The sequence below is a fragment of the Plantibacter sp. MCCC 1A11337 genome (assembly GCF_013349365.1).
GTDB classification, from domain to species: domain Bacteria; phylum Actinomycetota; class Actinomycetes; order Actinomycetales; family Microbacteriaceae; genus Plantibacter; species Plantibacter flavus_A.
The window spans coordinates 152173-170581 of record NZ_JABJWX010000002.1 but is presented as its reverse complement, the minus strand read 5'-3'; the positions used below and the strand labels follow the sequence as shown (position 1 = coordinate 170581).

At 65.9% G+C, this 18409-nt stretch carries 17 protein-coding genes and 2 tRNA genes; 3 read left to right on the top strand and 16 right to left on the bottom strand.

Features of this window, described 5'->3' with window-relative positions:
- The first annotated feature begins 54 nt into the window (after nt 1-54).
- Nucleotides 55-1746, top strand: coding sequence for a Stk1 family PASTA domain-containing Ser/Thr kinase (gene pknB / locus HOW07_RS08130; protein ID WP_175116610.1), 1692 nt, complete (start codon nt 55-57; stop codon nt 1744-1746).
- Nucleotides 1747-1837: 91 nt separating this feature from the next.
- On the opposite strand, the gene HOW07_RS08125 is transcribed toward pknB, so the two are convergent.
- The 3 genes from HOW07_RS08125 to HOW07_RS08115 are packed head-to-tail and all read right to left on the bottom strand — an operon-like array spanning nt 1838 to nt 3440.
- Entirely contained in the window at nt 1838-2473 is a 636-nt protein-coding gene (locus HOW07_RS08125) for an aminodeoxychorismate/anthranilate synthase component II (RefSeq protein ID WP_175116609.1), read from the bottom strand.
- Complete coding sequence (locus tag HOW07_RS08120; protein WP_162852296.1) at nt 2470-2631, bottom strand: hypothetical protein; 162 nt, start codon at nt 2629-2631, stop codon at nt 2470-2472. Before HOW07_RS08120 ends, HOW07_RS08125 begins: the two co-directional genes overlap by 4 nt.
- Nucleotides 2632-2633: 2 nt before the next feature.
- Nucleotides 2634-3440 carry a class E sortase gene (locus HOW07_RS08115; protein WP_139382341.1) on the bottom strand — a complete coding sequence of 269 codons (807 nt, stop codon included), beginning with the start codon at nt 3438-3440 and terminating at the stop codon, nt 2634-2636.
- A gap of 78 nt (nt 3441-3518) precedes the next feature.
- Here HOW07_RS08115 and HOW07_RS08110 point away from each other — a divergent pair, with 78 nt between their 5' ends.
- A complete protein-coding gene (locus HOW07_RS08110; RefSeq protein WP_064294026.1) occupies nt 3519-3764 on the top strand; it encodes a cell division protein CrgA in 246 nt (81 codons plus the stop codon).
- A 417-nt stretch (nt 3765-4181) separates the two neighbouring features.
- On the opposite strand, the gene HOW07_RS08105 is transcribed toward HOW07_RS08110, so the two are convergent.
- Together HOW07_RS08105 and HOW07_RS08100 are read right to left on the bottom strand one after the other, a co-directional pair.
- Nucleotides 4182-4874, bottom strand: coding sequence for a rhomboid family intramembrane serine protease (locus HOW07_RS08105; RefSeq protein ID WP_240555610.1), 693 nt, complete (start codon nt 4872-4874; stop codon nt 4182-4184).
- Between the two features lie 165 nt (nt 4875-5039).
- The gene (locus HOW07_RS08100; RefSeq protein ID WP_064294028.1) at nt 5040-5597 is read right to left on the bottom strand and encodes a peptidylprolyl isomerase; all 558 of its coding nucleotides are present in this window, start codon (nt 5595-5597) and stop codon (nt 5040-5042) included.
- Between the two features lie 104 nt (nt 5598-5701).
- Between HOW07_RS08100 and HOW07_RS08095 the strand changes: the two genes are divergently transcribed.
- Nucleotides 5702-6226, top strand: a complete 525-nt coding sequence (locus HOW07_RS08095) for a hypothetical protein (protein ID WP_064294029.1) — start codon at nt 5702-5704, stop codon at nt 6224-6226.
- 70 nt (nt 6227-6296) lie between these two features.
- Here HOW07_RS08095 and HOW07_RS08090 read toward each other — a convergent pair whose 3' ends face one another.
- The 11 genes from HOW07_RS08090 to dnaA form a co-directional block, all read right to left on the bottom strand.
- Nucleotides 6297-6719 carry an NUDIX hydrolase gene (locus HOW07_RS08090; RefSeq protein WP_079000360.1) on the bottom strand — a complete coding sequence of 141 codons (423 nt, stop codon included), beginning with the start codon at nt 6717-6719 and terminating at the stop codon, nt 6297-6299.
- A 74-nt stretch (nt 6720-6793) separates the two neighbouring features.
- Nucleotides 6794-6866 (bottom strand) — tRNA-Ala (locus HOW07_RS08085).
- 55 nt (nt 6867-6921) lie between these two features.
- A tRNA-Ile gene (locus HOW07_RS08080) sits at nt 6922-6995 on the bottom strand.
- A gap of 87 nt (nt 6996-7082) precedes the next feature.
- On the bottom strand, nt 7083-7490 hold the full coding sequence (locus tag HOW07_RS08075) for a DUF3566 domain-containing protein (protein WP_056010202.1): 408 nt from the start codon (nt 7488-7490) through the stop codon (nt 7083-7085).
- Nucleotides 7480-10104, bottom strand: coding sequence for a DNA gyrase subunit A (gyrA, locus tag HOW07_RS08070; RefSeq protein ID WP_071261999.1), 2625 nt, complete (start codon nt 10102-10104; stop codon nt 7480-7482). The genes HOW07_RS08075 and gyrA overlap by 11 nt, the downstream gene beginning before the upstream one ends.
- Before the next feature lie 107 nt (nt 10105-10211).
- Entirely contained in the window at nt 10212-12221 is a 2010-nt protein-coding gene (gene gyrB, locus HOW07_RS08065; protein WP_121292818.1) for a DNA topoisomerase (ATP-hydrolyzing) subunit B, read from the bottom strand.
- A gap of 123 nt (nt 12222-12344) precedes the next feature.
- A complete protein-coding gene (locus HOW07_RS08060) occupies nt 12345-12869 on the bottom strand; it encodes a DUF721 domain-containing protein (RefSeq protein ID WP_064294035.1) in 525 nt (174 codons plus the stop codon).
- A complete protein-coding gene (gene recF / locus HOW07_RS08055) occupies nt 12862-14091 on the bottom strand; it encodes a DNA replication/repair protein RecF (RefSeq protein WP_175116608.1) in 1230 nt (409 codons plus the stop codon). Before recF ends, HOW07_RS08060 begins: the two co-directional genes overlap by 8 nt.
- A 160-nt stretch (nt 14092-14251) precedes the next feature.
- Nucleotides 14252-15142 carry a phosphogluconate dehydrogenase (NAD(+)-dependent, decarboxylating) gene (gene gnd, locus HOW07_RS08050; RefSeq protein WP_056010210.1) on the bottom strand — a complete coding sequence of 297 codons (891 nt, stop codon included), beginning with the start codon at nt 15140-15142 and terminating at the stop codon, nt 14252-14254.
- Nucleotides 15143-15159: 17 nt separating this feature from the next.
- The gene (dnaN, locus tag HOW07_RS08045; RefSeq protein ID WP_064294037.1) at nt 15160-16311 is read right to left on the bottom strand and encodes a DNA polymerase III subunit beta; all 1152 of its coding nucleotides are present in this window, start codon (nt 16309-16311) and stop codon (nt 15160-15162) included.
- Nucleotides 16312-16779: 468 nt separating this feature from the next.
- A complete protein-coding gene (gene dnaA / locus HOW07_RS08040) occupies nt 16780-18201 on the bottom strand; it encodes a chromosomal replication initiator protein DnaA (RefSeq protein ID WP_064294038.1) in 1422 nt (473 codons plus the stop codon).
- Nucleotides 18202-18409: the final 208 nt, after the last annotated feature.

Genomic DNA, 18409 nt, shown 5'->3' with positions numbered 1-18409 from the left:
GGTGCCCGGGTAAGCTGTTAGTGTTTGTCCTCCAAGCGAATTCAGGGGTGGTACGTGGCTGACGATCAACGCCTGCTCGCAGGCCGATACGTCGTCGGCGACCTCATCGGTCGCGGGGGCATGTCCAACGTCTTCCGCGGCGTGGACACCAAGCTCGGTCGCACCGTCGCCATCAAGGTCCTGAAGTCCACGCTCGCAACCGACCCCGCCTTCCGCTCCCGTTTCCGGCAAGAGGCGCAGGCCGCCTCGCGGATGGCGCACCCGACGATCGTCCGCGTCTACGACGCCGGCGAGGAGCGGGTGAAGGACGTTTCCGGTCACGACCTCATCGAGCCGTTCATCGTCATGGAGTACGTCGAAGGGCGCATGCTCAAGGACCTCATCGCCGAGGGTCCCGTCGAGTCCGAGGAGGCGGTGCGGATCGCGCACAGCATCCTCACCGCCCTGGAGTACTCCCACCGCGCCGGCGTCGTGCACCGCGACATCAAGCCGGGCAACGTCATGATCACCACGGCCGGCGACGTCAAGGTCACCGACTTCGGCATCGCGCGCGCCGTCTCCGATTCGTCCACGACGGTCGCCCAGACGACCGCCATCCTCGGCACGGCTGCGTACTTCTCCCCCGAGCAGGCCAAGGGCGAGACGGTCGACGCCCGGACCGACCTCTACTCCACCGGCGTCGTCCTCTTCGAGATGCTGACGGGCAAGGCGCCCTTCCGCGGCGACACCGCCGTCGCAGTGGCGTACCAGCACGTGAGCGAGCGCCCGGTGAAGCCGAGCTCGATCAACCCGAAGGTGTCGCCGGCACTCGATCAGGTCGTCCTCCGAGCCCTCGCGAAGGATCGCTTCGAGCGGTACCAGAGCGCCGTCGAGTTCCGTGAGGACCTCGACGAAGCCGGAGCCGGCCATGTTCCGGTCCGCCGCGACGACCACGACTCACTGTTCGGCCCGTCTCCGACGGCGGCGTCCAGCACCGAGCAGGCGATCCGTCAGCTCACCTCGGACGACACCGTGACGCGTACCCAGCGCCGGCCACCGGTCGTGTGGATCTGGGCCGCCATCGCCGGAATCGCCGTCGTCCTCTTCTCCCTCGTGTTCTGGGTGGTGCAGCTTCCGCCCGCGACGAGCATCTCCACGGACTCCAGAGAGGTCCCGGATCTCGTCGACGCCACGTGGGAGAGCGCGAACAGCACGATCGAGCAGCTCGAGCTCGTCCCGACCAAGTTCGACGAAGCGAGCAGCGACTACAAGGCGGGTCACGTCATCCGCACCGACCCGCCCGGCGGCACCACGGTGACCAAGAACACGCAGATCAAGGTCTACGTGTCGACCGGCCGTGCCCAGGTCGAGGTCCCCGACGTCGTCAACCAGTCCTCCGAGGCTGCGTGGGCCGCGGTCGCCGCTGCCGGTCTCGCGCAAGGTTCCGTGACCCGGGAGAACTCGCCGACCGTGCCGGCAGGTGTCGTACTGCGGATGGATCCCGGAGCGGGTACCTCCGTCGACCAGGGGTCCACGGTGAACCTCGTGGTCTCCAGCGGGAACGTCACGCTGACGGACGTCGTCGGGCAGCCGCTCCTCGACGCGACGAACTACCTGCAGGACTCGACGAGGCAGTTCACCGTGCAGCCGCAGGCCGACGCGACGTGCAAGGCCGTCGCCGGCGACCCGGTCACGGCGATGTCTCCCGCACCGGGCGACATCCCGCAGAAGTCCGTCATCACGCTCACCTACTGCTCCGGTCCGTAGGCTGCGCCGGTCCGCGGGCGGCGCTGGTCCCTGAGCCTGTCGAAGGGCGGTCCCTGAGCAGGCTCTCCGGTCCCTGAGCCTCTCGAAGGGCCTACCGGGTCATGAGCGGGCTGAGCCCTCGTGCCCGCTCATTCACAGCGGTGAGCCCGGTCGTCTCGAGCCAGTTCGCCAGGAGCTGGTAGCCGCCCTCGGAGAGCACCGATTCCGGATGGAACTGCACGCCGTGGATCGGGGCGTCACGGTGGCGGAGCCCCATGATGACGCCGCCGGTCGTCCGGCTCGTCACGACGAGCTCCTCGGGCACGCTGCCGTCGACGACGGCGAGCGAGTGATACCTGGTGGCGTTGAACTGCGGCGGGATTCCCCGGTACAAGACACTGCCGTCGTGTTCGACGAGCGAGCTCTGCCCGTGCATCAGCTCGTCGGCAGTGTGCACGGTCGCTCCGAACGCCTCAGCGATCGCCTGGTGGCCGAGGCACACCCCGAGGAGTGGTGTCCCGATGCGGTACGCCGCGTGCACGGTGTCCAGTGAGATTCCGGCGTCGGATGGCCGACCGGGTCCGGGCGAGACGATGACGCCGTCGAACCCGCGGATCCGCTGCTCGAGGTCGTCGAGCGCGATGCCGTCGTTCTGCACGACGACCGTCTCGGCACCCAGTTGTTCGACGTACCCGTTCAGCGTGTAGACGAAGCTGTCGTAGTTGTCGATGACCAGGACTCGGGTCATTCGTCGCCGACGGTCACATTCTGATCGACGATGAACGAGTCCACGTAGGGGAACACCCACGTGAAGAGGGCGGCTACGACCGCCACGAACAGGACGACGAGGATGATGATCCTCAGCCAGACGGGTCCGGGCAGGACCCTCCAGAGTGCGCCGTACATCGTCAGCCTCCAGCGGCCGCGACGGACGCGGCGATCTCGGCGGGCGGTCCGGCGGACAGCGGCTGCCAGGACTCGTACACCGCGTAAGCGATACTGCGTTCCGCCGTCGAGTAGAGCGGGTTGCAGGTGGTCAGGGTGAGGATGCGCTGCGTGGGTGCGACGCCGTCCACCTGTGGGACGGGATTGAGGACGTCCACCTGGGTGGGCAACACGTAGGTGATGTTCCGGAACACGTAGGTGTAGTAGCCGTCGGCCGTCTGGACGTAGACCTTGTCGCCGATCTGCAGGTCGCTGATCAGGGTCATCGCACCGCCGTAGGCCTTGCGGTGACCGGCGACGACGAAGTTGCCGACCTCTCCGGGCATCTGGGTGCTCGGGTAGTGACCGACGCCGAGGTCGAAGCTGTTGAGGACGGTCGCGGTGTCGACACCCTCGGCGACGACGCGGCGGTAGTCGGCGCCGTACCGCGGCACGTAGAGCACTGCGAACGGGTCGCCCGGCGCGGGGCGGGCGGTCACGGGCGGCTCACCGTAGTTCGGCGCGCCGGTTGCATCCACGGTCGGTTCGGGCGCGGGAGCGGTCTCGGCGTTCTTGATCCACTCCTGCGACTGGCTCGATGCGGCGTTGGCCTGACTGCCGGCCATGATCATGTCGTTCCACCAGAGCTGCCACGCGAGGAACAGCAGGACCACCATGCCCGCGGTGATGAGCAGCTCGCCGGCCACCCCGAAGACGCTGATGCGGTGCTTCGACGGCGCTCTGCGCTCAGCGGCGCGTGCGCTCGCTCGCGAAGGTAGGTCGTCGGTCACGCATGGATTCTACCGAGAAGAACTCGGGATCGGCTGATCCCCAAGGCACCGATTGGGGTGAACAGGTAGAATGTCGGCATGGCACGCACGAAGTCACGAAGCAAACCGTCCCGCGAACCCGAGCAGACGAGCGGCGAACCCGCACCGAACGCGGTCTGGTTCAAGCCGGTCATGTTCGGCTTCATGCTGCTCGGCCTCGCCTGGATCGTCGTCTACTACTTGAGCGGCACGCTGCTCCCGATCCAGTCGCTCGGCCCGTGGAACATCCTCGTCGGCTTCGGCATCGCCTTCATCGGCTTCCTTATGACCACCAGGTGGCGCTAGCCTCCCTCACTTCACGCGTGCACAGCGGGTCGTCCTCTCGGACGGCCCGCTGTTTCGTTGTGCGCGGGATCCGGCGCATCGAGTTCTCCACAGCAATGTGGAGAACTTCCGAGTTATCCACATGCCGGTGTGGAGAACCGCAGGGAGTCCCGGAAACACGGGGAACCACACCGGTGTAATTATCCCCAGTGTTCATAACTCTGTGGATAACTCAGGCAACCTTCAACGTCTCCTGCATGGTTGCGGCTCGCCGCCGAGCGCGGCGATCGTCGACACACGGTCACCGTGCCATGGCGAATCACCGGCCCACACCCGGTCACCCAGCCAAAACCGATCACCCAGCCGAAACCGGTCACTGAATCGAAACCGGTTACGGAGCCGAACCCGGTCACTGAGCCTGTCGAAGTGCGGTCCCGCTCAGAGGAGGGCGGGAAGGAGGCTGGCGCCCAGGAGGACGACGCTCAAGGCGCCGATCAGGACTGCCTGGAGCGGCTGCTGCGTGCGCTTGCGGGTGTTGACGAGGATGAGGCCGACGAGGGCGCCGCCGACGAGCCCGCCCAGGTGGGCCTGCCAGGCGATGTTCACGCCGGGGATGAAACCGATGACCAGGTTGATGCCCAGGAGCACCAGCAGCCCGCGGGTGTCGGCACCCATGCGTCGTTGGATGACGAGGAACGCGCCGAGCAGACCGAAGATCGCGCCCGAGGCGCCGACCACGGCTGTCGTCGGGTCGGCGAGGAACAGGACACCGACCGAACCGGCGAACCCGGCGACCAGGTAGAGGGCGAGGAACCGCCAGTGCCCGAGCATCGTCTCGAGGATCCGGCCGAAGATCCAGAGCGTGTACATGTTCAGCAGGATGTGGAAGATGAAGCCCTGCGAGTGCACGAACACGGCGGTCAACATCCGCCAGGGCTGGAAGGCTCCGTACGACGGATCGGAGTACACGCCGGCATAGAGGAGCGCGTTCGTGACACCGAGCCCGGGGATCCACTGCAGCAGGAACACGAACGCCGTCACGGCGATGATCGCGTACGTGACGATGGGGGAGGAGTTGCTGATCCTCGCGCCGAGACGGTTGCGAGGGGCGCTCTGTCGTTGCGCCTTCATGTCCTCCGGACAGATGAAACCGACTGCCCCGGGCGTCTGGCATTCTCCACAGATCGTCCGACCGCAACGCTGGCAGAGCACGAAGCTCTGTCGGTCGGGGTGGCGATAGCAGAAGTTGGCCGACGGATCCCGGGGCAGGGTCACGGTCTGTCCTCCGAGCGGGGGCTAAGCCTCGGAGATGGTGACGCTCTCGAGGACGACGGGCTCGATCGGCTTGTCGCCGGCACCGGTCGGGACGGCCTGGATGGCGTCGACGACCGCGCGGGACTCGGCGTCGGCGACCTCACCGAAGATGGTGTGCTTGCCCTGGAGCCACTGGGTGGGAACGGTCGTGATGAAGAACTGCGAACCGTTCGTGCCCTCGACGGCGCCCGTGATGGCATTGCGACGCTTGCCGGCGTTCGCCATGGCGAGGATGTAGGGCTCGTCGAAGTTGAGCTCCGGGTGGATCTCGTCGTCGAAGTTGTAACCCGGACCACCGGTGCCGGTTCCGAGCGGGTCGCCGCCCTGGATCATGAACGCGGGGATGATGCGGTGGAAGATGAGGTCGCTGTACAGCGCGTCGTTCCGGGTCTGGCCCGTCTTCGAGTCCGTCCACTCGCGCCCGCCGGTCGCCAGGTCGGTGAAGTTCTTGACCGTCTTGGGAGCGTGGTCCCCGAAGAGGTTGACCTTGATCTCACCGTGGTTGGTGTGCAACGTGGCGACTGCGGTGTGCTTTGACATACTCCCAATTCTTGCACAAGGGTTCGGGACTCTCGGATGGTATCCAGGGGTCTAAGTGGCAAGATGGAGGTTACGTTGTTGCCGCGATCATTGGAGATGACCACATGAGCCTGTCACGCAAGCGCCGGAAAGAGCTCAAGAAGCTCAAGGGTTCCGCTGCCGACCTCTGGGACTCCCAGCAGGATGTCCTGAACCACGCCAACGAAGTCGCTCGTGAGGTGAGCCGTCAGCTCGGGAACTTCTCGAAGGAGCAGGTGGTCCCCGTCGTCCGCGACACCTATGAGCACCGCGTCGTCCCGACGGTCGACCGGGGGATCAAGGTCTCCCGCAACGCCGTCGATGGCGTGAAGAAGGGCATCTCGGATGGCGTCGTCCCCGCAGTCGGTGGCGTCGTCGGCACGGTGCTGAGCATCGGCGACATCGCCAAGGACACCCGCGTGCAGGCAGCCCTCCGCCGCCTTCACGTCCCCGAGCAGGTGCTGCCCGCCAAGAAGGGCGCGAGCGCCGGTACCGTCATCGCGATCGGCCTCGGCGTCCTCGCCGCTGCCGGTGTCGCCTACGCCGTCTGGCAGACGTTCCGCGCAGACGACGAGCTGTGGGTCTCCGACGAGGAGCCTGCCGCTTCCTGATCTCGCATCGCACGACGCAGCCCCTCGCCGGTTCCGACCGGGGAGGGGCTTCGTGTTGTGACGGCTGTGCTCAGATGAGGCCGGCGAAGCGTCGTCCGACGTCGACCAGGCTGACACGGTCGAGTGAGCCGACCTCCTCGAGCGGGTACCACGCGGCATAATCGGTGCTGCCGTCGGCCTCGTAGGTCAGCGTGCCGCCGACGAGGTGCGCCCGGTACACGATGCGCAGCGTGTGGAGCGGCCCGGAGGCAGCCGTGCTGAGCCGGCGCTCGACCGGCACGACCTGCGAGTCGACGCCGATCAGCTCGTCGAGCTCGGCGTGGTAGCCGGTCTCCTCGAACACTTCGCGGACCGCCGCGTCGGCCGGGTCCTCACCGGGGTCGATCCCGCCGCCGGGGAGCGTCCATCCGCTGTGTCCGCTCTCGTTCCAATGGGAGAGCAGCATGCCCCGTTCGTCGACGATGACGGCATATGCAGCGACGCGGATATCCATGCCGCCAGCCTAACCGCCGGGCCCCGCGACAACGGAGAACGCCCCCGGCGTCTGCCGAGGGCGTTTCTGGACTGTGGAGCCTGGGAGAATCGAACTCCCGACATCCTGCTTGCAAAGCAGGCGCTCTACCAACTGAGCTAAGGCCCCGGATGGAACAGATCCGGGGATCCGATCCAATCGGTGTGTTACTGGTCGTGCAGGGTGGGGCTACCAGGACTTGAACCTGGGACCTCTTCGTTATCAGCGAAGCGCTCTAACCGCCTGAGCTATAGCCCCGTTTTGAACCTTGTTGAGACTACCCGATTCCCGCCGCAACTCATAATCGGGCGGCGCCGCACGGCGCGGCGCCGACCCGACCGAGCGTCAGTTGTTGGTGAACCCGACGAGCAGGCCACCCGTGATCTTCACGCTGAGGTTGTAGAGCCCCGCGAGGAGGGCTCCCATCAGCGTGATGACGATGAGGTTGAGCAGCGCCACGATGCCCGCGAAGGCCATGACCTGCGGCAGGTTGACGTACTGCAGGATGTTGTTCCCCGGGCCCGCGATGTCGGTGAACAGGCCACCGACCTTCGTGAAGACACCGGTGGTGTTCAGCACGGTGTAGACGAGGAAGAAGAACACCACGATGACCACGGCGACCGCGATCGCCGCCAGGAACGACAGCTTCACCGCCGACCAGAAGTCGATGTACACCAGCTTCAGGCGCACCTGCTTGGTGCTGGTGCGTTTGGTCGACTTCTTGGCCAACTTCTCTGCGACGCTACTGCTCATCTACTTCTTCCTTCATCGCCGGAGTCTCGTCCGGCACGGATGCCTCGGGTTCTGCACCCTCCGTGGCGGCTGCGTCTGCAACCGTCTCCGGAACATCCTGGGTCTCAAGGTTTCGGTCACTGTTCTTGGCCAGCGCGATGATTCGGTCGCTCTCCGCGAAACGCGCGAAGACGACGCCCATCGTGTCGCGCCCCTTCGCTGGAACTTCGGCCACGGCAGACCTTACCACCTTGCCACTGGCAAGAACCACAAGGACCTCGTCGCTCTCGTCGACGATCAGGGCGCCCGCGAGGGTGCCTCGATCGTCGTTCAGCTTGGCCACCTTGATGCCCAGACCGCCGCGATTCTGGCCGCGGTACTGGTCGATGTTGGTGCGCTTCGCGTAGCCGCCCTCGGTCACGACGAAGACGAACGCCTCGCGTTCCTCACCCTCGACGGACGGCAGCACCGACGCCGAGAGAAGCTTGTCGTCGTCGCGGAAGTGCATGCCGATGACGCCGCTCGTCGCGCGTCCCATCGGCCGCAGGGTCTCGTCGCTCGCCGTGAAGCGGATCGACATGCCCTTGCGCGACACCAGCAGGACGTCGCTGTCGTTCTCCACGAGCAACGCGGAGGTGAGCTCGTCGCCCTCGCGCAGGTTGATCGCGATGATGCCGCCCGAACGGTTGGTGTCGTACTCCGAGAGCGCCGTCTTCTTGACGAGGCCGTCGTGTGTCGCGAGGACCAGGTACGTCGCGGCCTCGTAGTCGCGGATGTCGAGGATCTCGGCGATCTCCTCATCCGGCTGCATGGCGAGCAGGTTGGCGACGTGCTGGCCCTTGGCGTCGCGGCCGGCCTCCTGCAGCTCGTAGGCCTTCGCGCGGTACACGCGGCCCTTCGTGGTGAAGAAGAGGAGCCAGTGGTGCGTCGTCGTCACGAAGAAGTGGTCGACCACGTCGTCCGCGCGCAGCTGGGCACCCTTGACGCCCTTGCCACCGCGGTGCTGCTGACGGTAGTTGTCGCTCCGCGTGCGCTTGATGTACCCGCCGCGGGTGACGGTGATGACCATCTCCTCTTCGGGGATCAGGTCTTCCATGTTCATGTCGCCGTCGAAACCGAACATGATCTCGGTGCGGCGGTCGTCGCCGTACTTGTCGACGATCGCGGTCAGTTCCTCGCTGACGATCTCGCGCTGGCGGACCGGCTTCGCGAGGATGTCCTTGAGGTCGGCGATCTGCGCTTCGATCTCGGCTGCCTCGTCGATGATCTTCTGACGCTCGAGGGCGGCGAGACGACGCAGCTGCATGTCGAGGATCGCGCTGGCCTGGAGCTCATCGATCTCGAGGAGGTCCATGAGGCCCGTGCGTGCCTCATCGGCGGACGGTGAACGGCGGATGAGCGCGATGACCTCGTCGAGGGCGTCGAGCGCCTTCAGGTAGCCGCGGAGGATGTGTGCGCGCTCCTCCTTCTTGCGGAGTCGGAACACGGTGCGGCGGACGATGACCTCGACCTGGTGCGTCACCCAGTTGGTGATGAACCCGTCGAGCGGCAGCGTCCGCGGGATGCCGTCGACGATCGCGAGCATGTTCGCGCCGAAGTTGTCCTGCAGCTGCGTGTGCTTGTAGAGGTTGTTGAGGACGACCTTCGCGACCGCATCGCGCTTCAGCACGATGACGAGCCGCTGGCCGGTGCGACCGGAGGTCTCGTCGCGGATGTCGGCGACGCCGCCGAGACGACCCTCCTTGACGAGGTCGGCGATCTTCAGCGCGAGGTTGTCGGGGTTCACCTGGTACGGGAGCTCGGTGACGACGAGGCAGGTCCGACCCTGGATCTCCTCGACGTTCACGACGGCCCGCATCGTGATGGAACCGCGACCCGTACGGTAGGCGTCCTGGATGCCCTTGACACCGAGGATCTGCGCGCCGGTCGGGAAGTCCGGCCCCTTGATGCGCTGCATGAGCGCCTCGAGGAGCTCTTCCCGGCTGGCCTCGGGGTTCGCCAGGTGCCAGAGGGCACCGTCGGCGACCTCGCGGAGGTTGTGCGGCGGGATGTTCGTCGCCATGCCGACCGCGATGCCGACGGAACCGTTGACGAGGAGGTTCGGGAAGCGCGCCGGCAGGACGACCGGCTCCTGGGACTCGCCGTCGTAGTTGGGCTGGAAGTCGACGGTCTCCTCGTCGATGTCGCGCACCATCTCCATGGCGAGCGGGGCCATCTTCGTCTCGGTGTATCGAGGGGCTGCCGCGCCGTCGTTGCCCGGTGAGCCGAAGTTGCCCTGGCCGAGCGCCAACGGGTACCGCATGCTCCACGGCTGGACGAGGCGCACGAGCGCGTCGTAGATGGCGGTGTCACCGTGCGGGTGGAACTGACCCATGACGTCGCCGACGACGCGCGCGCACTTGGAGAACGAGCGGTCGGGGCGGTAGCCGCCGTCGTACATCGCGTAGATCACGCGGCGGTGGACGGGCTTGAGGCCGTCGCGGACGTCGGGCAGGGCGCGGCCGACGATGACACTCATCGCGTAGTCGAGGTAGCTGCGCTGCATCTCGAGCTGCAGGTCGACCTGATCGATCCGTCCGTGCACGCCGTGGTCCTCGTCCGGGACCGTGATCTCGTCGTTGGTTTCGTCTGCCATGTTCTCTTACTTCTCCTGGTCCCTGAGCTTGTCGAAGGGCCTGTCTGGTGCGAGGTGGATCACTTCGACAAGCTCAGTGACCGGTGGATGAGGGTGGTTCGTGCCACTCAGATGTCGAGGAAGCGGACGTCTTTCGCGTTCTTCTGGATGAAGGTCCGGCGGGACTCCACGTCCTCGCCCATGAGCGTGGAGAAGATCTCATCGGCAGCCGCGGCGTCGTCGAGGGTGACCTGGAGGAGCGTCCGCGTCTGCGGGTCCATCGTGGTCTCCCACAGCTCCTTGTAGTTCATCTCGCCGAGACCCTTGTAGCGCTGGATCCCGTTCTCCTTCGGGATGCGCTTGCCCGAGGCGACACCGTCGGTGAGGAGGGCGTCGCGTTCGCGGTCGCTGTACACGTACTGGTGGTCGGCGTTCGACCACTTCAGGCGGTAGAGCGGCGGCTGCGCGAGGTACACGTATCCGAGGTCGACGAGCGGGCGCATGTAGCGGAACAGGAGGGTCAGCAGCAGCGTCGTGATGTGCTGGCCGTCGACGTCGGCGTCGGCCATGAGCACGATCTTGTGATACCGCACCTTGTCGGGGTTGAAGTCCTCACCGATGCCGGCACCGAAGGCCGTGATCATGGCCTGGACCTCGTTGTTCGCGAGGGCGCGGTCGAGGCGTGCCTTCTCGACGTTGAGGATCTTGCCACGGAGCGGGAGGATCGCCTGGGTCTCCGGGTTGCGACCCTGCACGGCGGAGCCGCCTGCGGAGTCACCCTCGACGATGAAGATCTCGGAAAGCGACGGGTCCTTCGACTGGCAGTCCTTGAGCTTGCCGGGCATGCCGCCACCCTCGAGGAGGCCCTTGCGACGGGCCGTCTCGCGGGCCTTGCGGGCGGCGAGTCGAGCGGTCGCGGCCTGCAGCGCCTTCCGGATGATCTCCTTGGCCTGGTTCGGGTTGCGGTCGAACCAGTCGTTGAGCTGCTCGCTGACGACCTTCTGCACGAACGCCTTCGCCTCGGTGTTGCCGAGCTTGGTCTTCGTCTGTCCCTCGAACTGCGGCTCGGAGAGCTTGACGGAGATGACGGCCGTGAGGCCCTCACGGACGTCGTCGCCGGAGAGGTTGTCGTCCTTCTCCTTGAGGATGCCCTTCTCACGTGCGTAACGGTTCACGAGCGTGGTGAGCGCCGCGCGGAACCCTTCTTCGTGGGTGCCGCCCTCGTGCGTGTTGATCGTGTTCGCGTAGGTGTGGACGCTCTCGTTGTACGCCGTCGTCCACTGCATCGCGACCTCGAGCGCGATCTTGCGCTCGGTGTTCTCCGACTCGAAGGAGATGATCTCGTCGTGGACGAGCTCGGCCCGCTTGGCCTTGTTCAGGTACTCGACGTAGTCCTCGAGACCGCGCTCGTAGAAGAAGACGTCCTTGCGCTGCGAGTGTGCCGCCGAGTTGTCGTCGACGTCGTCGGCCTCGATGGCGTCGCGCAACGGACGCTCGTCGGCGAGCTCGATGCGGAGGCCCTTGTTGAGGAAGGCCATCTGCTGGAAGCGGGTCCGGAGCGTCTCGTAGTCGAACTCCGTCGTCTCGAACGTCTCGGCGCTCGGCCAGAAGGCGATCGTGGTGCCCGTCTCGGAGGACGGCTCGTCCTCGTGGAGCGGGGCGTCGGGGACACCGTGCTGGAAGCTCTGGCGCCAGACCGAACCCTGACGACGGACCTCGACGGAGAGGCGCGTGGACAGTGCGTTGACGACGGACGAACCGACGCCGTGGAGCCCGCCGGAGACCGCGTACCCGCCGCCGCCGAACTTGCCGCCGGCGTGCAGGATGGTCAGGACGACCTCGACGGTCGACTTCTTCTCCACCGGGTGGATGTCGACCGGGATGCCTCGACCGTTGTCGATGACGCGGACGCCGCCGTCCTCCAGGATGGTCACGAGGATCGTGTCGCAGTAGCCGGCGAGGGCCTCGTCCACGGAGTTGTCGACGATCTCGTAGACCAGGTGGTGCAGACCACGTGGACCGGTGGACCCGATGTACATACCGGGCCGCTTCCGGACGGCTTCGAGACCTTCGAGAACCTGGATGGCACTTGCGCCGTAATCAGAGTCTTGGGCGTGCGTGTTGGGTTCTGATGTCATAGGAAAAGAGGGCTCCAAACCGTCGAGATTCGACCGTTCCATCCTACCAAACAGACCCCGCGAAGCCGCGAGAAAACGCCCGTTTGAGGCACTTTTCCATGCCCGGAGGCCGTATTTGCCTCCCTAGCCGTAAGTATCGCGTGGACCACGCCCTGGAATCGACCTGGGGCCTCTTTTCCAGGAGGGTGCTCCGGGGCCCTGGAAACGGATCGTGTCGACACCGGCGTCGGGATAGCGTTCGGCGATGCGGACGAGGATCTCGTGGCGCATGTGTCGCAACTGTGTCGCCCAGGCCGTCGACTGGCATTGGACGAGCAGGACGCCGTCCGCGATCGACACCGGTTCGGAGTACCTGGCGGTGTCCTCGCCGCACAACTCCGCCCAGTTCCCGAGGACCTCGTGTTGGGCGAGTGGCGAGTTCCACCCGAGTCCGGCGGTCAGTGAATCGATGACCGTCCCTAGGCCCTTGGGGTCGCGTCCGACACCGTACGGCACCGAGTCCTGCGGCCCCTCGGCCGAGCGTTCCCGGCGCTTGCGATCACGGGAGACCCGTTCGCCGCCGAAGATCTCCTTGAACCGGAGGTACACCGTGGCGGACAGTTCCCCCGCCGGGTCGGCGTCCCGTCCGAGTCGACGCGGTTCAGTCATGCGTCGACTCCGTGGTGAGCGCCTCGTTCACTGGGCCGGCCGCCCCGTCCGGACCGTCCACGATCCGTCCGGCTTCGATCCGCACGACGTGCGCGGTGAACCGTTCGGGGACGTCGTCGAACACGGCCGCGGTGATGATGACCTGGTCGTACTCCGCGACCGCGGCCGCGAGGCGTTCCCGGCGACGTGCATCGAGCTCGGCGAAGACGTCGTCGAGGATGAGCACCGGATCACCGAGGGACGAGTCGGCGCGGAGGAGCTCGGCTGAGGCGAGTTTGGCGGCGAGCGCGAACGACCACGATTCACCGTGGCTCGCGTACCCCTTGACCGGCAGCCCGTTGAGACCGAAGAACACGTCGTCGCGGTGTGGCCCGACGAGCGTCAGACCCCGCTCGAGCTCGGCCGACCGGCGCTGCGCGAGCGCCGCACGGAACCGTTCCGCGATACGCGCAAGATCGACAGGGGCGCCCGGCTCCACGCCTTCCGTGGGATCGGCGGCCGCCGACTCGTCCTCGGCGTCGGTGCCGGCGATACTGAGCACGGGCAGGAGGACCGGTCGGTGATCGTCGCCGGCCACGGCCTCGTACGCGGCACGCAGTGGCCCACCGAGCATGGCCAGGAGCTGCAGACGTTCGGCGATGATCTCCGTGCCGTACTGCACGAGCCGGTCGTCCCAGAGGTCGAGCGTCGCCAGGGGCCCGGACTTCAGCCCGCGCGCCCTCGCCGACTTGAGGAGCGAGTTCCGCTGCTTCAGGGAGCGGTCGTAGTCGGCCATCACGCCGGCCAGCCGGGGGATCCGCTGCACGAGGAGCTGGTCGATGAACCGCCGGCGCGCCGACGGGTCGCCGCGGACGATCAGGAGGTCCTCCGGGGCGAACAGCACGGTGGACACGTACCGCGGCAGTTCGCGCGGCTTGATCTGGGACCGGTTCACCTGGGCGCGGTTGGCCGAACCCCGGTTGAGCTGCACCTCGGCGAGCAGCTCACGACCGTCGTGCACGATGCGCGCCCTGATGATCGCCGCGTCGGCACCGTGTCGGATGAGCGCCTGTTCGGAGGAGACCCGATGGGACCCGAGGCTGCTGAGGTATCCGATCGCCTCGACGAGGTTGGTCTTGCCCTGGCCGTTGCGACCCACGAACAGATTGGGTCCGGGTTCGAGCGCCACGTCGACCACCGCGTAGTTGCGGTAGTCGGTGAGATTCAAGTGCCGCACGATCACCACGTCACCCTACCGCCTCGCCCTGACGCCGAACGGGTCGGGGCGCCGTCGGACGTCCGAGCGCGGCCGTCACGACGACGCAGGGTGAACGAAATCGACCCTCCAGCGAAGCGGAATGCTCCGGGAGGGTCGATTTCGTTCGTCAGGAGACGTCGTGTCGTCAGTCGTCGGCCTTCTTGACCGCGTGTCCGCCGAACTGGTTGCGGAGTGCGGCGACCGCCTTCATGGCCGGCGAGTCCTCCTGGCGCGACACGAAGCGGGCGAAGATCGATGCCGAGATGGTCGGGACGGGCACCGCGTTCGCGATGGCCTCCTCGATCGTCCAGCGGCCCTCACCCGAATCCTCGACGTAGCCCTCGATCTGCTCGAAGTCCGGGTCCTCCTCGAGGGCGCGGACGAGGAGCTCGAGCAGCCAGGACCGGACGACGGTGCCGCGCTGCCAGGCCTTGAACGTGCCGGGGACGTCCTTGATGATGTCCTCGCGCTTGTCGAGGAGCTCGAAGCCCTCGGCGTACGCCTGCATGAGCGCGTACTCGATGCCGTTGTGCACCATCTTCGCGTAGTGGCCGGCGCCGACCTCTCCGACGTGGACGAAGCCCTCATCGCGCGGGCCCTCGGGGCGCAGGGCGTCGAAGACGGGCATGACCCGCTCCACCTGCTCCTTGGAACCGCCGACCATGAGGCCGTAGCCGTTGTCGACACCCCAGACACCGCCGGAGACGCCGGCATCGATGTAGTCGATGCCCTTCGCCGACAGCAGTTCAGCGTGCTTGAAGTCGTCCGTGAAGCGGCTGTTGCCGCCGTCGATGACCAGGTCGCCGGCCTCGAGCAGGCCGTTCAGCTCCTCGACGACCGAGTCGGTGATGGCCCCGGCGGGGACCATGACCCAGACCGTGCGAGGTGCCGGGAGCGCAGCGACGAGGTCGCTGATCGTCGCGACGTCGGTGACATCGGGGTTCCGGTCGAAACCGGTGACCTCGATGCCGTTCGCACGCAGACGCGTGCGCATGTTGTTGCCCATCTTGCCGAGACCGACGAGACCGATGTGCATGGAGGATCCTTTGCGTGTCAGCGCAGCAGCAGGTTCGGCTGCAGCAGGTACTTGTAACTGTCGGCACCCGGCTGATCCTTGGAGGATTGGCTCGTGATGAGCATGGGTCCCGGCTTGTTCGTGTTCTCCGTCTTCGTGAACGAGAACCGCACGTACTCGCTCCGGACCGCGGTCAGACCGTCGATCAGGAACTGCGGCTTGAGGGAGAGCACGATGTCGTCGCCGGTGAGGAGGGCGTCGATGCCCTCGGATGCCTGCGCCTGCTCGGATCCGACGGCCTCGAGCGTGAGGCCGTCGATGGTGAAGGTGAAGCGGAGGGCCGCTTCGCGCTCGAGGACGAGCGACATACGCCTGGTCGCCTCGATGAGTTCCGCGGTGTTGATGATCGCGTAGTTGTCGGTCGTCTCGGGGAAGAGCCGCTTGACCGGCGGGAAGTTGCCCTTGATCAGCAGCGAGGTGACCGTCTTGCGGTCGGCCCGGAACGCGATGAGCTCGCGGTCGTCGCGATTCGTGATCGCGACGTTGATGTTGCCGCTGTGGCCGAAGGTCTTGCCGACCTCCTGGAGGGTGCGGGCCGGCACGAGGGCCGTGATCGTCTCGCTGGAACCGTCGCCCTGGCCCGAGTCCCAGTCGATCTCGCGGACCGCGACGCGGTAGCGGTCGGTCGCGACGAGGCTGAGGCTCGTCTTGGAGACCTCGAGCTGCACGCCGGTGATGACCGGGGTCACGTCGTCGCGGCTTGCGGCGACAGCGACCTGGCTCACTGCGGTGGCGAACTCATCGGCGGGCACGAGGCCGAAGTCGGCGTCGACCTGCGGGATCGTCGGGTACTCCTCGACGGGCATCGATCCGAGCGTGAACCGGGCAGAACCACAGGTGACCTCGATGCGGTTCTCGACCTTGCTGAACCGGACAGGCGCGTTCGGAAGGCGGCTGGCGATCTCCGAGAGCAGCCGGCCGTTGACGAGTGCCGTGCCGGCCTCCTCGACCTCGGCCGCGATGCCGGTCTGGCTGGAGACCTCGTAGTCGAAGGAGGACAGGATGAGTCCGTCGTCACCGGCTTCGATGAGGATGCCGTTCAGGATCGGCAGCGTCGGGCGCTGCGGGAGCAGCTTCACTGCGAACGAGACGGCTTCGCTGAATACATCCCGGTTGACGCTGAATCGCACGACAAGTCCCCTGTCTCTGGCTCTCGATGACGTCACCAATGCTAGTGGGTCTGCTTCCGGGGTCGAGTGGGACGAGGTGCTGTGGAGAAGCGAGCCTGGGGAAAGGTTGTTTGGCGGAGAGATCATTGAATTAACGGTTAACAGTCTTAACCGGTGTGGAAACTGTGGATAAGTCCACCGAACCCGCTCGAACACAGGGAACTACATGTGTGTAACTTGGTGGTGGCCTGTGGAGAGAACGACACGAGGGTGTGGGACGCGAAGTTCGGTGAACGATGTTCACTCACAAGCCCGCCCGGAGCTTCCACATCTCTCCACAGGTTATCCACAGGGCTGCGACGGCGGAATGTGGAGAGATCGGTCGCGCATCATGTCGTCGAATGAGCGCTCGTCGTCGCCTGATGAACGAAATCGGCCCCTCGAGCGCACCGAGTGCGTCGAGGGGCCGGAAACGTTCACCAGGACGCGTCAGGCGCCGTAGCGGAGGTTCTGCTTGATGCGGCTCGTGAGCTCGGTCACCTGGTTGTAGATCGAGCGCTTCTCCTGCATGAGGTCGGTGATCTTCCGGTTGGCGTACATGACCGTCGTGTGGTCCCGGTTGCCGAACAGCTGACCGATCTTCGGGAGCGAGAGGTTGGTGAGCTCGCGACAGAGGTACATCGCGATCTGACGCGCCGTCGCCACCGCCTGCGACCGGCTCGAGCCGTACAGGTCGTCGACAGAGAGCTTGAAGTAGTCGGCCGTCGTGTTGATGATGTCGATCGGCGAGATGACGTTGTCGTCGTCGAGGCTGATGACGTCCTTGAGCACCGTCTGGGCCAAGGTCATGTCGACAGCGGTCCGGTTCAGGCTCGCGAACGCGACGACCCGGATGAGCGTGCCCTCCAGCTCACGGATGTTGCTCGACACCTTGGTGGCGATGAACTCGAGGACCTCGTCCGGGATGTGCAGCTTCTCGTTCTGCGCCTTCTTGCGCAGGATCGCGATGCGCGTCTCGAGGTCGGGAGCCTGGACGTCGGTGATGAGTCCCCACTCGAAGCGAGAACGCATCCGCTCTTCGAAGCCGGTGAGGGCCTTCGGCGGCAGGTCGCTGGTGATGACCACCTGCTTGTTGTGATCGTGCAGGGTGTTGAAGGTGTGGAAGAACGCCTCCTGCGTCTCCGCCTTGCCTTGGAGGAACTGGATGTCGTCGATCAGCAGGATGTCGATGTCGCGGTACCGCGACTGGAAGAACGAGCCGCGGTTGTTGGCGATCGAGTTGATGAAGTCGTTCGTGAACTCCTCGCTCGACACGTACCGGACGCGGATCCCCGCGTAGAGGTTCATCGCGTAGTGGCCGATGGCGTGGAGGAGGTGGGTCTTGCCGAGCCCGGAGTCGCCGTACACGAACAGCGGGTTGTAGGCCTTGGCCGGCGCTTCGGCCACGGCGACCGCGGCCGCGTGCGCGAACCGGTTGGACTGGCCGATGACGAAGTTGTCGAAGCTGTACTTCGGGTTGAGTCGGGTGTCGTTCTCCCGAGCCGGAAGCGTGGGCGTCGGGGTCAGCTGTGGCTGCGGTGACTCGAGCGGTGCCGGGTCGATGTGCTGGAAGCCTGTCTGCTCATACCGTTCCTCGACGATGTCGGGGTTGACGACGATCGCGTAGTTGCCGACGGGACCACCGTCGACGATGGATGCGAGTGCGGCGAGGATCGGTGCCCGCATGCGCTGGTTGAGCATGCCCATCGTGAACTCGTTGGGCACCTCGAGGTAGAACGTGCCGCCCATGATGCCCTTGGGGACGATGAGGTTGAGGAACCCGCGGAGCGGCGGGGTGATGCGGTCGTCGACGGAGAGGATCTCGAGCACCGATTGCCAGGTCTCAGCGATCGCATCGTCGGCGTCCGACATAGTTCTCCCCACACATACTCACAGGTTCATCCACAGGCTCTCCCCTGAGTATTCGGGGCTGAGCGCGGTGCTATCCACACGCTGTGCATAACCCGAGGGCTTACGCTAACAAGACGTCGCCCCAGTCCCAAATCACTGTACGGCCGCCCTGCGTGTCACTGCTACAATTTCTGAGAATCCTGTGGATAATCATTCGTTTGGGCGCCGC